The 16561-nt window shown below is 38.5% G+C and carries 11 protein-coding genes; 9 read left to right on the top strand and 2 right to left on the bottom strand.

What is annotated here, in order from left to right; all coding sequences use genetic code 11:
• Positions 1 to 8 precede the first annotated feature (8 nt).
• Entirely contained in the window at positions 9 to 1127 is a 1119-nt protein-coding gene (locus CBM15_RS17750; protein WP_239534897.1) for a nucleotide kinase, read from the top strand.
• Positions 1128 to 1326: 199 nt separating this feature from the next.
• On the top strand, positions 1327 to 2109 hold the full coding sequence (locus CBM15_RS17745) for an SDR family oxidoreductase (RefSeq protein WP_087618505.1): 783 nt from the start codon (positions 1327 to 1329) through the stop codon (positions 2107 to 2109).
• Positions 2110 to 2168: 59 nt separating this feature from the next.
• On the opposite strand, the gene CBM15_RS17740 is transcribed toward CBM15_RS17745, so the two are convergent.
• The gene (locus CBM15_RS17740) at positions 2169 to 2522 is read right to left on the bottom strand and encodes a YbgA family protein (RefSeq protein WP_087618504.1); all 354 of its coding nucleotides are present in this window, start codon (positions 2520 to 2522) and stop codon (positions 2169 to 2171) included.
• Positions 2523 to 2772: 250 nt separating this feature from the next.
• Between CBM15_RS17740 and CBM15_RS17735 the strand changes: the two genes are divergently transcribed.
• The 3 genes from CBM15_RS17735 to CBM15_RS17725 all read left to right on the top strand — a co-directional run bounded on the left by CBM15_RS17735 (position 2773) and on the right by CBM15_RS17725 (position 6329).
• Complete coding sequence (locus tag CBM15_RS17735) at positions 2773 to 4068, top strand: acetamidase/formamidase family protein (protein ID WP_420820155.1); 1296 nt, start codon at positions 2773 to 2775, stop codon at positions 4066 to 4068.
• Between the two features lie 111 nt (positions 4069 to 4179).
• Positions 4180 to 4698: a hypothetical protein gene (locus tag CBM15_RS17730; protein WP_087618502.1), complete on the top strand. Its 519-nt coding sequence runs from the start codon at positions 4180 to 4182 to the stop codon at positions 4696 to 4698.
• A gap of 188 nt (positions 4699 to 4886) precedes the next feature.
• Positions 4887 to 6329, top strand: coding sequence for a Fe-S-cluster redox enzyme (locus CBM15_RS17725; RefSeq protein ID WP_239534896.1), 1443 nt, complete (start codon positions 4887 to 4889; stop codon positions 6327 to 6329).
• A 46-nt stretch (positions 6330 to 6375) separates the two neighbouring features.
• Here CBM15_RS17725 and CBM15_RS17720 read toward each other — a convergent pair whose 3' ends face one another.
• On the bottom strand, positions 6376 to 7560 hold the full coding sequence (locus CBM15_RS17720) for a CaiB/BaiF CoA transferase family protein (protein WP_008407495.1): 1185 nt from the start codon (positions 7558 to 7560) through the stop codon (positions 6376 to 6378).
• Positions 7561 to 8262: 702 nt separating this feature from the next.
• Here CBM15_RS17720 and CBM15_RS17715 point away from each other — a divergent pair.
• The 4 genes from CBM15_RS17715 (at position 8263) to CBM15_RS17700 (ending at position 16558) form a co-directional block, all read left to right on the top strand.
• Positions 8263 to 12633, top strand: a complete 4371-nt coding sequence (locus CBM15_RS17715) for an S-layer homology domain-containing protein (RefSeq protein WP_158100212.1) — start codon at positions 8263 to 8265, stop codon at positions 12631 to 12633.
• 415 nt (positions 12634 to 13048) lie between these two features.
• The gene (locus CBM15_RS17710; protein WP_087618499.1) at positions 13049 to 14458 is read left to right on the top strand and encodes a GGDEF domain-containing protein; all 1410 of its coding nucleotides are present in this window, start codon (positions 13049 to 13051) and stop codon (positions 14456 to 14458) included.
• 464 nt (positions 14459 to 14922) lie between these two features.
• Positions 14923 to 15075, top strand: a complete 153-nt coding sequence (locus CBM15_RS17705) for an NAD(P)-binding protein (protein ID WP_087618498.1) — start codon at positions 14923 to 14925, stop codon at positions 15073 to 15075.
• Entirely contained in the window at positions 15065 to 16558 is a 1494-nt protein-coding gene (locus CBM15_RS17700; protein ID WP_087618497.1) for a phytoene desaturase family protein, read from the top strand. Before CBM15_RS17705 ends, CBM15_RS17700 begins: the two co-directional genes overlap by 11 nt.
• The last annotated feature ends 3 nt before the right edge of the window (positions 16559 to 16561 follow it).

The raw sequence follows: 16561 nt of genomic DNA, 5'->3' as shown, positions 1-16561 counted from the left end.
AACTTTTCTTGCCGGTTAACATAAAAATAAGGTTAACAAGGTTATGGAAGGATGACATTATTAGCACGATAAAACATTTCTTCGGCCAGGCAATGACAGGGCAGGGCATTAAAAATATTTATAAAGAGTTGATGGATGAAGCAAAAGCTGTGTATTTATTAAAGGGAGCGCACGGTTTCAAAGTTTCGGAGTTACTGCAGAAAATTGGCTCTCATTACTGTGAAAAAGGCGCCCACATTGAGCTTTTCCATGATCCTATATTTGAAAATACGGTCGAGGCTGTTTATATTCAAGCCCCTCATCAGATTTTAATTGTTCAAGCGACAAACCCGTCAATAGAACCGGTACTGCCGGGGATACGGGATCATGTCATTTCCCTGAATGACTGTTTGGATGAACAATACATTTCATTGTATGGAAATTTGTCTTCGGTAAACGAATCGAAACAAGCCTATTATGACCAATGCTTTGCCAAGCTTGCAGATGCTATTCACATTCATGATGACTGGGAAGTGCAAACGAGAAAGCAAATGGAATGGAGCGGGTTGGATCAGCAGTTTGCGGAGTTGACGAACGGTCTGTTTGGCGAAACGAATCGGCAGAAATCCGGCCAGCTTACTCATCGCTTACTCGGAACATTAACCCCAACAGGAGCGCAAGACACAGTACAAAGCATTACGCAAAACCTTGAAAAGAGATTGTTTATTAAAGGGTATCCCGGAACAGGGAAATCTTCGATGATGAAGAAATTAGCCAATGAAGCGATAAGCAGAGGCTTTGATGTACAACTCGTTTGGTGCGGACTGGATTCCAATTCGATTGATATGGTCATTATCCCCGAATTGAAATTCTGTATTTTTGACAGTACGGAGCCGCACGTGTATTTTCCTGATGGAAATCGTCCTGGTGATGAAATTTTCGATATTGCTCAGCATTGTCATCCGACAGAAGTAGAAGAAAAGAATATTGAAGCAATCGTAGAAAAGTACAAAGCAACGATGGCAGGTGCAAAACATTTTGCAGCAAAATACGCAGAACAAGAAAGGAAAGTACGTGAAGCAGTAGATGCTGCTATCAACTTAGATGAATTCAATAAACGAACAGCCGGGCTTTTTGAGCTTTTCTGATTTTTTTAGTAGGCATGGATCCGAATCTAAATCGGGTCCATGCCTCACTTTTTTGATGATATATCCTATATTGTAAATACTTTTTTCAAATAATATAAAAGTTTGCAGAATATTAAATTTTTTGGGGGCTATAAATTTTACTCAAACAGAAAATACTGTATGCTGATGGTGAGCTTTTCATAATAAAGGAGGACAACTCATGAATCGTTTTGAAGGAAAAGTTATAATTGTTACCGGTGCAGGTTCGGGATTAGGACAAGCTGCCACATTGCAGATTGCAAAGGAAGGCGCAAAGCTTGTACTCGTTGATTTAAACCAGGCTGGACTGGATGAAACGAAGAAGAAAGTGCTGGAAGTGGCACCAAATGTTGAAACATTGTTAGTGACAGCAAACGTAGCTACAGAAAGCGAAGTCGAAAATTTTGTCAATCAAACGGTTGAGAAGTTCGGCAAAATTGATGGTTTCTTTAACAATGCAGGAATTGAAGGAAAGCAAAATTTAACTGGTGATTACGGAATTGAGGAATTTCATAAAGTCATATCCGTCAATTTAAACGGTGTTTTCTATGGTATGAAATATGTGCTGAAAGTAATGAAGGAGCAAGGATACGGCTCGATTGTTAATACGGCTTCGGTTGGCGGAATCCGGGGTGTGGGAAACCAGTCAGGCTATGCGGCAAGTAAGCATGGCGTTGTCGGGTTAACGCGTAACTCGGCGATTGAATACGGCCAATACGGAATTTCGATTAAAGCAATTGCCCCAGGTGCGATCATGACGCCAATGGTAGAAGGATCACTGCGCCAAATGGGTGGCGATAACTGGGAGGAAGTCGGCAAGGAGTTTGTAAAGCCGAATCCGATGAGACGTTTTGGTAAGCCGGAAGAAGTCGGTTATTTAGTGGCATTCCTCTTATCAAACGAAGCGGACTTCATCAACGCAGCGGTTATTCCAATCGACGGTGGACAGTCTTATAAATATTAATTGTTAATCCCCTTAAAAAATCTTTAAGGGGATTTTTTATCCTCATTATTCTCCGTCTTTTAATGCTCCAAAATGCGGCTTTGCAGTAAATACGTTATTTCATATTTCTCTGCCAACCTTCTTAAAAAGGTTAATAGGTCACTGAAATTTGTTGTCTGTATCAATTGCTCGTACTGTTTTTTCTCTTCTTCGGTTGCAACCTTTTTAAAATAGCCCCACATATGTTGGCAAGCATTGCGCATGCTGCCCTCTGTTGGCGTTAAGTTTAATGCCTGTTCGATCAGCGCTGAAACTTCTTCATAAGCGGCCTTGTTTTTCATCGTCTGTCGAATCTTATTATAGTAATTTTGGCTGTGAAACATCACATTATACTTTTCCTCACGCCAAAGGATTTCCGTCTTCTTCTGATCCATAAAATTTTCTCCTCCCGTTCCACTTTTGCATAATGTGCTAGTTGTTCACATTATATAAGATAGAGAAAAGTTTTGCTTTTATATAAAGGCAAACCAAACTTATAGTGTAAAAAATTGTATAATGTAGATAGCTTCAAAATTTACTGAATTTACTTAAAATTAAAAGGAAAGAGGGATTCCGATGGTAAATGAACTAACATCAGTGAATGGAGAAATAACAGGAGAATCGGTATACCGGGAAAAACCAGTCATTCAGGCTGCTGAAACAATATTCGTCAATGAATTTACAGATGGTGTATTAAATCCGAATGCGCCGATGTTGGGACCATTAAAAGATGGGGGGACGATTATTGCCAATACAGCTCCTGGCTGTTGGGGCCCAATGATTACACCGACGATTCGCGGAGGACATGAAGTAACGAAGCCGGTCTATGTGGAAGGTGCGGAAGTCGGAGATGCAATTGTTATTCAGATTAAGTCGATTCAAGTGACATCGATTGCGACTTCTTCAGGAACAGACGAAGCTCAGAATGAACGTTTTATCGGAGATCCTTTTGTGAAAGTGAAATGCCCGGGTTGCGGGAAGCTCCATCCGCCGACAATTGTCCAGGGTATCGGTCAGGAATCGGTAAAATGTATGACATGCGGGACGGATACAACACCATTTAAAATTTCAAACGGCTATACGATGACATTTAATTCAAAAGGGGATGTCGGATTAACGGTCGGAAAAGAGGCTGCACGCCGGATTGCTCAAGACAGCAAAAACTATATGCGAACTCCGGAAAATTCCGTTCAAAATCCAATTACTTCATTCGCTCCGAGTGATTTAATCGGAGTGCTTGCAAGAATGCGTCCGTTTGTTGGACAGCTTGGAACAACGCCATCAAAAGCAATGCCGGATTCTCATAATGCCGGTGATTTCGGAACATTTTTAATCGGAGCACCACATGAATTTACGATGACCGAAGACGAGCTGAATATTCACCGTACAGATGGACATATGGATATTAATCGTGTACGTGAAGGGGCTGTTGTCATTTGTCCTGTAAAAGTTCCTGGTGGCGGTGTATACGTAGGAGATATGCATGCAATGCAGGGTGATGGAGAAATTGCCGGACATACGACAGATGTCTCGGGTATCGTACAGCTTCAGGTGAGTGTATTGAAAAAAGTAAATTTGGACGGTCCAATTCTGCTGCCGAATGTAGAGGATTTGCCTTATACCGCAAAACCTTTTACGAAAGAAGAAAAACGCATTGCACGTGAGTTGGCTGAAGAATTCGGTGTGAAGCAAGTTGAAGAAAGTTTCCCGTTGTCGATAGTAGGTACAGGAGCTAACTTAAACGTGGCTACAGAAAACGCACTCGAACGAGCGGCAAAATTATTTGAACTGACAGTGGAAGAAGTGAGAAACCGTGCAACCATTACCGGTGGAATTGAAATAGGTAGACACCCGGGTGTTGTGACGGCTACAGTTCAAATGCCGAAAACACTTCTGAAAAAAGCGCGACTGTTTAAAACCATTAAGCGCCAGTATGACTGAATTTCGTTGATTAGTCGTAAAAAGCAGTAAAATCATAGTTAATTAGATAAGTTTTTGTTCTTTATTTTTCGGGAATTAGGAAATTACTAGAAAAGTAGAGGGGATGAAGCGATGCAGCCATTGATCAAGAAGATAGAAGCTCTTGTCATCTCGATTAGCGTTCAGTCCGGTATTGGTATTATTGAAGCAATAAGTGAAAAAGACGGCAATAAGAAAGTCATATTTCAAATTACATCAAAAACGCCTTTAATGACAAAGGACGGGTACCAAATTGGGACATCTGCCATTCCGGTTAAGGCGAAAATTATTGCCTTTATTGATTCCAGAAATCCGTTGCCGATGGTTTCCCCGCCACATACGACACCATTGCTCATTATTTTTGATCAGTTTGATAAAGAGGGCGAGGTATGTGTCGGTGCATTTGACCGAGTGCTTTACTGTGATCAGCTGAAGCTTAAACTCCATGTTAATGAAAAAACGGAAATAGTGGATTTGGCAGGAAAGCGCGTTGATCAGAAAGATTTGGCAGGAAAGATGCTTTTCATTTTTTATGACCGTGCAACGAAAAGTAAACCAGTGCAAGCCAATCCATCAAAAATTATCGTGACCTCTATTATGCATAATGAATAGTGAAGAGGCATATCGTTTTCTATTTATCAGTTTGTATGTTCTAAGCAATATTTCATACGAATTGGAACAAATGAAACGATATGCTTTTTTTGTGCAAGAAAAGTAAAAAAATTAAAACGTTACATACACAATTATTTTTTGGTATATTTTTGTATAGAAATAAGGTGGAATATATGGAGGGATCTTTGTTGTTGCTTTCATTTGATGAGCAGCTCTTTCAACGGACGGACAGACAAACAGGAAAAAAGCTAGAGCAAGCTTTGGAGGAAGATTTTCTATTTGTAAAACAAACTGCAATTTGGGGTGCACCTGTACAAAGTAATGAATTTTTGTTGGAGCAGGAGCGTGCAGAGAAGTTTTGCTTTCAGTTAATCAAAAAATATTGGGGTAAACTAGAATTATATAGTAATGATTCAGTTCACGAGACGAATACAGTGAATGAAAAAATGAAGCAGTATTTTGCCGAGCAGCAAAACAGAAAAGCGTTATTTTCATTTTTACATACACAAGGGGAAGTGGCATTTGACCAGCTGATTGAATTTATTTATACAAAACCTGGTTCTGTATCTCATCAACAAACAGGACTTGAGAAAATTTATGTGTACAAAGTGAACAGTCAATTTTTTGTGCAACCAATTTATTTTGTAAATGAAAAGTACTGGAAAATAATTGGGGCGAAGAAGATTTATTCACTGTTTTTACAAGTACCCTTAAGGAACATTACAAGACCCGTTGAATTAATGAGACATTTTAAAACATTGCTTGCGGGACAATTCACAGCAAACCGAATTGCAACTATCATTCATAAGCTCGTACAAAAGATTGATTATGAAAATCCGAAATCTGATGAAGTAAAGCAGCTGCATCTATTAAATGTCCGAACGCATTTTACGAGTGGACGACGCCATATGCTGAAGCTTCGAAAATGCATTCACGTATTACTGGAAAATTGGTCGACCGGAAAGTTTGCATTAAATATGAAAGAGCAAACACTGCTTGGCTATATGTTATTTCAGGAGGCGGTTTATAAAAGAGATTATCGGAGTATTTTACTGCAGGGTATGTATTTAATTGAAGAAGAGCGGATTAATAATCATGCGATTGAACTTGTCGTTGAATACGCTGACGTGTTGAGCAGCATGAACCCGCAGCCTGATACACTTGTGAAAGATTACCGGGAAAACTACTTGGAGCATGTCTTTTATGAACTGATTAATAGTGTTGTAAAAGAGGAGCAGTTTGGGCTTGGGATGGAGCTGTTGAAAAATAATGAGCTTGCGTCATGTACAGCGGTATTTCAGCTGCTGCATGCCGATGAAACGGAAACGATGCTGCATATGATCGAAGCGACTGTTCAACGCGATATTGCTCTATTCGTTGATGGTTCGCCACAAAATATCAGGGAATCGATCATTATTTGGCAACAGCAATATTTAAAAAAAGACAGCGCTGATTATCGTATTGCTGAAATGACATCACAGCATATTTGCAATTTGTTGAAAATACTGTTTTGGGCAGAAGAAGATCTTTTAGTGGAGAAACTATTAGCGGTCTATAAGAAATATTTGATTATACCGCATCATTTCCAAGATTTGCGCCTGTTTATTGAGCGCCGTGTAGCTCTATGTTAAAAAAGAAAAGGTGAAGCAATGCCGATGCATGCCTCACCTTTTTATTTTACTGTAATACCCCTGCTTTTGTTAGTTGCTCGATTTGTTCTTTACTATAGCCATATGCAGCTAAAATTTCCTCGGTATGTTCACCCATTTTTGCCCCGACATGTTTATAAGTCGGCTCAACCCCGCTTATTTTCAAGGCAGTTCCAATTTGGCGTTGCGAGGATCCATCCGGTTTCTGAACATCTACAAGCATATTCCGTTCTTTTATTTGCGGGTGTTCGCAAGCTTCGTCAAATGTAAGAACGGGCTCCACACATCCGTGGAAGTCTTCATTGAAAATTTCTAGCCACTGATCAAATGTTTTCGAGCAAAACGCATCGGTCACCGCTTCCTTAAAGCGTTGCTGTGTATAGTAGGAGTCATTAAATGTGCTGTCGATCAGTTCCGGGATGCCAAGCGCTTCACATAGCAGTTTACGGAACTGAGGCTCCAGGCTGCCGACTGAAAAATAGCGCCCGTCTTTCGTACGGTAGTAATCATAAAATGTTCCGCCGTTTAAAATTTCCTCTTCTGGCTGAGGCGGACGGCCGCTTCCGAGATATTGTGTGCCATATAAAGCATTCATAGAAAACACCGCATCGGTCATCGAGACATCAATAAATTTCCCTTCGCCTGTTTTTTCACGGTGAAAAGCAGCCGCTAAAATTCCGACAGCAGCATGCATTGTCCCGCCGGCAATATCCGCGATTTGAATTCCCATTGCAACAGGTTTTTTATCCTTTAAACGGGAATGATTGAGCACTCCGCCAATTGATAAGTAGTTATTATCATGGCCTGGCCGTGTTGCATATGGCCCGGTTTGTCCATAGCCTGTAATCGCACAGTAAATAAGGCGCGGATTGAATTCGCGCAATGTTTCATAGTCAATTCCAAGACGCTTCATCACACCCGGGCGGAACCCTTCAATGACAATGTCATAATCTTGGATAAGCTTTTTAATAATTTCAATGCTCTCCGCAGACTTTAAATTGAGCTGCAAAGATTTTTTTGAGCGGTTTAAATGCTGATGGAAGTAAGATTCCTTATCTTCATCATACGGCGGCATAATCCGCATTAAATCAACACGGCGCTCTGATTCCACATGAATAACATCTGCCCCAAGATCCGCAAACATCATTGACGCAAGCGGTCCCGGTAATAGCGAACAAAAATCCAAAACTTTTAACCCATTTAAAATAGTCATACCCATCCCCCTTATGTGTTGAACAGTTGTTTTTGTAAGAAATATTGAATGTTAAGTGTGGAAAGTAGAAACCCTTTGCCGGAAAGTAGAACCTTTTGGCGTAAAAGTTGAATCAAATTAAGTGAAAGTAGAAAGCATTGGTGTCAAAGTGGAAAGTTCTGAATGAAAAGTAGAACCAACACCAAATTAAGAGCTTATACAAGAGCAGATGACGCTAACACTTTCAATAAAATATAAATATAAGAAAAAGAGTCCCCTTATTTTCTCATTCTCTATTATCCATTATATTTTAAATACTCTGAAAATTATAGTGCGAAAATAAGCAAATTGTGCAGAAATATAGAAAAAACAAACTTGGATAGATTGTTCTCTATTCTTTTTTTTAAAAAATAGCCCTAATGAGGAATAAAATATAAGTTTAGTGAATATTAACTAGTATAGAAACCCTATTAAAGATTAGAAAGTTTTTAGCTAGGGTAAAGTATGGATGGTTGGCTATTTATTTATAAGAACGATTTTGCTTTAGACATTTGAGTCGGAGCAGGGTCGTTCCTTTTTTTGTCCAAATATGGAAATCCAGAATTAAAATGAAAAACTCCATAAATTTCATACAGTTTTGCACACCGTTAGCCGATATAAAGAGTAGAAGTTTTTACTAGATTGAACATGTTACGACATTTCAAAAGGGAGGGATTTTCTAACATGGACTCGAAAAAAGCACAAAAACTCTCGAAGGCAGCGGTCGCAACGGTTTTGGCGACAAGCGGTGTGCTAGTGGCAATGCCCCATCAGGCAAACGCCTATTCATTCAGTGATTTAAATCCAAATGCAGATTATTATGAGCCGATTATCGATTTAGCCAACCGTAAGATTGCAACAGGCTATTCAAACGGCACATTTAAACCAAATACAGCGATTACTCGTGAAGATGCCGCAAAAATGCTGGCATTGACGATTGATGTAAATATAACAAATCCAAAAAATCCGGGCTTTAAAGACGTGACGGTAAATAATCCAAATTACCGTTATATCGCCGCATTGGCAGAGGCTGGTGTCATTAATGGCTATTCAGATAAAACCTTTAAACCGAAAGAGCCGATAACACGTGGTCAAATGGCGAAAATTTTAACACTCGGCTTCAAGTTTGGTATTTCAACAAAACTTAACCACGGTTTCAAGGACGTTTCAAATAAAAATGCCAATGCGTATTTTATACAGACACTTTACGATCTGAATGTAACAAAAGGGAAAACGCCTGTTTCATTTGATCCGTTCAATACTGTAACACGCGGACAGATGGCGACATTTATTTGGCGTGCAGAAAAAGCGGACCGTGGCAATCCTGTCTACACAGTCGGGGATATTGTAGGGAATCAAATATACATAAACGGTGTCGCGTACACGGTGGCATCCCATTTACGCAGTATTATTAATGCGGGAAATCAAAATGTATTAAAAGGTGCTTACATTGAAGGAAGCTATTCAGGAAAGACCCTTCAAAATATTTCGAAGCTGACAATCAATGCAAGCGGAACTTCCTCACGTTTACTGGCGCTTGATGGGGGCTATTCTTCTTTTGCAGGGGAACTTGTCATTCAAGGCAGTTATTTACGCTTCAAAAATGTCAATTTTACAGGACGTGTGGAAGTAGCGGAAGCACCACGACGCTCGCTTGGCGCATTGGAAAATGTACGTATTGCAAGTTTAGGAAGCTTCGCATCGTTTATCGACTGGGGAACACCTACAGATCCGAAAAATGAAGATTTCCTCAACCCTAGTGAAAACGAGAATTTACAAAACAAGCCGGACCCGACAAAACCCGAGCATCTGCAAAAGTACACAGAGCGTATGGCAAACGTAAAGAAATACGTGGACTTTGAAAACGCGGATATTCGTCATTTATTTGTAACTGCTGACCGTACATTTTTAAAGGCCAACTATGATATCGACCGTCTGACAGTGCAGGGAAATGTAGCAAATATGGAGCTGTATGCAAGCCCGAAAGCGATGTATATCGATACAGATTATAATGTCTCTATTTATGGCGTTCATGATATTCAATACGTGTATAAAAACACGTTGAAAAATGTGTACCTGAATACAGATAGCACATATGATTATTATTACATTACATCAAGCAACGGCTTTACGAATCTTGGCACACATGCCTATATTTCTAAAGCGATTATCCCAAACAACAAAACGGTAAATGATGTGTTTGATGATTATAAAACAGATGACCCGAACATTGGTTATGTAGAGGATGAAAACGGAAAAGCGGTTGATCGTGACCCTGTGGAAAATACGATTATTACAGATGTAACGTCCCCATCCATTACACAACTGGATGTTGCAGCAGGCGGATCGACAGCCGATGTGACATTAACAGCCGATGAAGATGGAACGTACTACTATGTCATTAAAAAGGCCAATGAAAAAGCGCCATCGATCAGCGAGATTAAAACAGGCGGTACAAAATATAATGGCAATGGCCCACTCGTAATGGACGAGCCTGTGAAATTTACGGTATCCGGCCTGGAAACGATGACGGACTATGTTATTTATGCGATTGTTATTGATGATGCGGACAATGTTTCGGAGAAGGAAGAGCAGGAGTTCTCGACAATTGATAACCGACCACCGACGTTCAGCTTGGATAAAGGCGAAAAGATGTACGGTGGAAAGCGCGTGCAATTTGTCATTAAGGGCATTACCGAGCCAGGCGAATACTACTACTATATTCGCGAGAAATCGCCCGTTACGATGCCGGACCCAACTGTCGATGAAATTATGAAGCGCTACACAGGAAAAGGGACAATTACAAAACCTGAAGATATCGTCATTACCGAAACAAAATATGGCGCAACCCCGGCAATCGGCGAAATTAAGCCAAATACAGAGTATGAAATTTATGCGGTGATGGTCGACAAATCGGGTAATAAAATGCGCAATCCCGCGCCGAAGATTGTGATTAAGACGGAGGGGCCTGATACGACTTATCCGTATGTACTGGATCCACCAATATTGGAGTTGGCAGACAAAAATAAAGGCTATTTCTACATTACGGTTAGTGAAGAGTTGGATAAAGCAACGGCGGAGAACCCAGATAATTACCTATTATCGGGAACAGGGATCGTCAATATTTCTGGTCATAAAGAAATGAAGCCAGTAGAAGTACAATATTCGAATAAGCGTATTCGATTAACGATTCCTGCAGTAAGCTCTCTAGTAAATGGAGATACAATTGTGGCTACCGTTTTAAAAGGAGTAAAAGACTTAGCCGAAAATGAATTTGAAAATAAAGAAACAGTAGCGGTCGGTGTTGAACCCCGCAACTATGCACAGTACAATCATTCAGATTCGATAAAACCAGTAATATCGATTAAAAATGTTATTACTGGTCCAGATAAATATGAGGTAGAAGTAGAGACCAAAAAAGCAGGTACTTACTACTACATGATTTTACCGGATGATTTTGATTTCAAAGATATAACGAATCGTGATTTTGTAGATGAATTTTCAAATGACTCGAAAGTTGTTACAGGTAAATTCCAACTAACAACACCACTTGGAACTCAAAATGCCTATATTGGGAATGGCCAAAACCCGGCGCCGTTAGGAACATTTAAGTTCGATGTATCAAAACCGGGAACACCTCCAAGGGATCCTTTTAAAAGCTATAAAATCTATATGGTGTTAAAAGATCGTTCTGGACAGCTTTCCGAAATTATGGAAAGAAGTTTAATTGATGATGTGAAACCACCGTTAGTTACAGGTGCATCTATTAAAAATGTTGAAGGCAGCGATACACAAATTAAATTTACAGCTTCAGTAGATGAAAAAGCCAACTTTTATGTACTACCTGTTAAGAAATACATTAGGAAAACAGAGAACGGCAGAGAAGTATATGAATTGAATACTGCTTATTTTGATACAACAGGGAATTTAAAAGATATTACGACAGTATTAAATACATCGTCCAATGCATCTAATCTATACGATAAGTTTAAATCTTTAGGAGCAAAGGATATTGGTGGTTCTGAAGGAAAGGGATTGGTCGAAAAAATCCCTAGACCTTCTGAATTGGGATTAGAGGCCCATGAGGAATATGGATTCTACATTGGAGCTAGAGACACAATTGGTAACTTTACGATTTTAGAAAAAAGTTCAGCTCCAACGATTGAAGAAGACGAGCCTAAAGGTCCTCAGATGAAAGCGACACTTTATATGGATGGAATAAAACCATATGTGAAAACTAGTCGGGATAATCCATATGCATCGATTACAACTGATGCCATAATTTACAGAACACCAGATTCTAAGTTTGAAATAACATTTAACGAAACAATTTTGCGTCAGGATGATACAAACTTAACCAACTATAATAAGTCACAAATTAAAATTACGAATACCTTAGATTTATCATCAATAATGAAAATTACGAATGATGCGGGTATAGATATTACAGGCCAATTTGACTTTGATGGCTACTCTGTTGGTAGTAAAACTACTGATGAATCTAAGTTGGTAATTAAACCACGTGATGCTGTTAATGCTGATAAATCGATTACAGTAACATTAAAAGATAATTTAAGTAATGCTTATGACTATGTTGATCACTTTACATTTGATATTTCTAAACTTGGTAAGTATATTTACCCTTCAAACAAGGTAAATATTATGTCTAACGCATTATTAGGTGAGAGAATGGCTGACCCTAATAACTCTAAACAAATTATTATTACTCCACAATTGAGTGCTTCTGACGTTAAAGAAGTATATTATGTTGTTGTAAATGATGGAGTGACATACGCACCTACAGAAACAGATATTTTAAATGTTGTTAGATTCGGTAGACAACCTTCAGCAGTTACAATTAATTTATATGGTAAAAAATTAATTACAACGGCTGCTGATACAAGTTCAGAGATAACATTGGTTGCTAACGGAAACACTAATGTCTTCAGAAAAGGACAAAAAGTTTATATGATTACTATGGATAGATATGGAAATATTAACTGGGTAATGAATGAAAATGATCGAACTCAAAAATTTAGTACTGTTGTAGATTAGAATATAGAAATTCACTTCAAAACCAATTCCACAAAGCGAAAGCTGCGCGGGGTTGGTTTTTTCTTTGAATTTTTATTCTGGGTGAAAAACCCGCATTATTTAATTCCTACAGGTTTTCACATGTACAGAAGCGCTTCTATAAGGATTCGGTGGAGTGTAACCAATGGCCCGATTTTAATGAAAAAGCTGTACAGTCTGTATCATAAGTAACTGAAGTTTTTGAAAAATCCCTCTAGAAGGTGTATAAATGAGCGTTTTAGAGGGATTTGTTATTTATTGAAATTACTATAATATATTGTATAATCAATCAAATAATCATAAGGTTGTTTCAGCTTTAATTGACAGTAATGGAAAGAGGAATAGGAATTGTTCCAAATTTGAGTAGGGATTTACTATAGGAAACCGGGAGCGGATTATGGAAAAACAAGATTTGAATTTACTGCAGCATAAGGTGACTATGCTAAGAGCTGAAGGGAAATACAAGGATACAATAGAAGCTGGATACGAACTTCTTAATCTGGGCATAGAATTAAAAGATTATAAATCGATTTTAACTGCATATATAAATAATGCAGCATCTTTTTATTGCGTAGGCGATATTGAAGAGGCTTTCAATTGTATTGACCAGTATACGGAAGTTTGTACTAAACATGGCGATGAAGCAGATTGGGTAAATTTATACAATGTCTCCTTTTTATTATATGAAACAAACAAAGATTACATAAAAGCAAAAGAAACATTGGGGAAATCCATTCAGCTAGCGGAAAAATTGGAAAAGTATAATATTGTCAGTAACGGATACAGCAATCTTAGTCATGTCTATATGATGGAAGAGAATTTTGAAAAGGCATTAGAAATGGCTAGATTGGGGCTTGAAATGGCCAAGTTACATAAACCAGAATCATTCATTTTGGCATTTAGGGTCAAACTGAATCTTGCCAAATCATATATTGGTCTTGAAGATTTAGAAGCTTCCAAGTCACTTATAGAAGACATGATTCATGAACCACTATTAGATGATTTTAAAAGAGAAAAAGCGCAGTGTTATGACTTACAGGGCGCCTGGTACACAAAAAGTAAGCTATATGCAGAAGCTTATGAATCCTATACGAATGCAAAAAATATTGTTGAGGAATATAACGATGTCAACTTATTAAAAACGATTCAGGAAGAACGCTGCAAATTGTGTGAATTAATGAATGATGTACAATTAGGTTATACCGTTCAAAAAGAATACATCGCCCTGCTCAATGAAATTAGCGAACGTCAAATTGCTTTGTCAGCGCTCAAGCTCGACATTAAGCATAGAGTTTCAGCTATAAAAGCAAAGGCAAATATAGATTATTTGACAGGTTTATATAACCGGAGTTATTTGGAGGAAACTGCTAACGAATGGTTACAGGAAGCTTCCATTAACAATGAATCTATTCAATGTTTAGTGCTTGATATTGATAATTTTAAAGGGATTAACGATGAATTTGGGCATCTTTTCGGTGATGAAGCCATCAAACTTGTAAGCAAGGCATGCTCAAGTACGCTAAAAGAAAATGAACTGATCGGCCGCTATGGTGGAGATGAATTCGTTGTAATATTAAAGGGTGCTACACGTGAAGAAGGCTTGATAAAAGCGAAGCAAATAAATCATAGCATACGTAACTTGTGCATCAATAAAGATGAAAAAACAGTGAGGATAAAGGTCAGTATTGGGATGTCAAATAACTTGGACAGAAAAGTAAAAACCTTTGAAAATTTATTCTATTCTGCAGACATGGCATTATATGAAGCAAAAAAAGGCGGGAAAAATCAAATTCGTGTTAGTCGATAATATGAATTAGTGATAAGAATATATTAGTTATTTGGTAGGGGACACGATTCAAATATGGATCCGTGTCTTTTTTTGTTGTGATGTTGTAAACAAGAACTATGCATTATTAGTGGTGTTACAACTGGATTATTCTACTGTAGAAATTTAGGGAAAGCTTCGCAGACTTTTCTTTAAACGTTATACAAAGTTTGATAACTATTTGCTGAGGTTAATAAAACGATATGACTTTGTGATTTGAAAAAGAAAAAGATGAATAGGGCTTAATAATATAGATTAAGAGCGATAAATTAAGGGTAAACGATTTAGAGGAAACAAAAAAATAAAGATACACAGCGATTAAAAGGTTATACATTTGTGTGATTATTGTATAATGTTAAGTGGAAGGCAATCTATCTATATACATAAGGATGAACGAACGTAACCGAATAATTATTAGGGGAGCTCATGAATAAAAAGTCATTGTTATGGGAGCTGGTGCAGCAGGAATGGCAAGTACAATTCGCTTGCAACAAGAGGGTTACGAGGTGGAGCTGTTTGAAAAGGATGCACTGCCGGGAGGGGCAGATTCGAGTCTAAACAAAAAGATTACAGAGGGGGAAACACAATATGTCAGGTAAGAAAAAGGTGATTGTAATAGGCGGAGGGCTTGGTGGTTTATCAGCTGCGATCTCACTTCAGCAAAAAGGATACAATGTTGACCTATACGAACAGAATCATCATCTAGGCGGAAAGTTGAACCGTTTGGAGCAGGATGGTTTTGGTTTTGACCTGGGTCCATCCATACTAACGATGCCTCATATATTCGAAACTTTATTTCAGCAAAGCGGAAAACAAATGAGCGATTATGTTCCGATTCAGCGATTGGAGCATCAATGGCGCTCATTTTTCCCGGACGGTAATACACTTGATTTATATGAGGATTTACAGGATATGGAGAACTTGAATCCTTCTCTAACGAAAAAAGACATTAAACAATACAAAAAACTACTGGAATATTCTAAAGGATTATATGAAATAACGGAGCAAGGGTACTTTAATCAAGGGTTAGACAATTTAAAGGAAGTGCTCCAATATCACGGTGCGTTTCAATCATTGCGGAAATTTGATTTATCTTCCACAATGTTTGATGCAATTGATAAAAGAATTAAGAACCCGCAATTCCGGGATATGCTAAGTTATATTGTAAAATATGTTGGATCTTCCGCCTATCATGCGCCTGCTGTTCTAAATATGATGATTTACATGCAGCACGCCCAAGGAATTTGGTATGTGCCTGGAGGAATGCATAATTTAGCAAATGCTTTAGTGAAATTAGCAGAGGAAATCGGTGTAACATTCCATCTGGGGAGAAAAATCGTGAAATTAGATAAAAACAACCGAGTTATTACAGCGGCCTATACAGATGATGGAATGAAGTTGACTGCCGATTATTTTGTTTCCAATATGGAAGTCATCCCAGCGTACAAACAATTAACAGAAGAAAAAGAAAGTTACACCGATAAATTAGATAAAAAATTCGAACCCGCAAGCTCGGGTCTTGTTTTACATTTAGGGATCAAAAATAGCTATCCGCAACTTGCCCATCATAATTTCTTTTTCTCCAACAATATGAAAAAGCAAATGAATCTGATTTTTGAGAAGCATCAACTTCCTGATGACCCGGTCATTTATTTAGTGAACGTGAATAAAACTGATCCAAAACAAGCACTGCCAGGCCATGAGAATCTGAAAATTCTTCCACATATTCCCCACCTTCAAGATAAACCCCTAACTCGACAGGAGTATACCGAGTTTGCGGAAAAGGTATTAATCAAGCTGGAAAATATGGGATTGGACAGACTTAGAGAAAGTATTGTCACCAAGGATATGTGGACTCCGCATGATATTGAACGAACGTATTCATCAGACCGCGGGGCAATTTACGGAACCGTATCTGATAAGGAAATGAATAAAGGATTTAAACATCCGAAGCAAAGTGAACGTTATGACAATTTATATTTCGTTGGGGGAACCGTCAATCCAGGCGGCGGCATGCCAATGGTTACGCTTAGCGGGCAGCAGGTGGCGAAGAAACTAATCGAAAGAGACAGGCTGAAGTAGATA

The sequence above is a fragment of the Solibacillus kalamii genome (genome assembly GCF_002174535.1).
Classification (GTDB): Bacteria; Bacillota; Bacilli; order Bacillales_A; family Planococcaceae; genus Solibacillus; species Solibacillus silvestris.
Note: the sequence above shows the minus strand (reverse complement) of the source record. Positions and strands in the feature narration are given on the sequence as shown.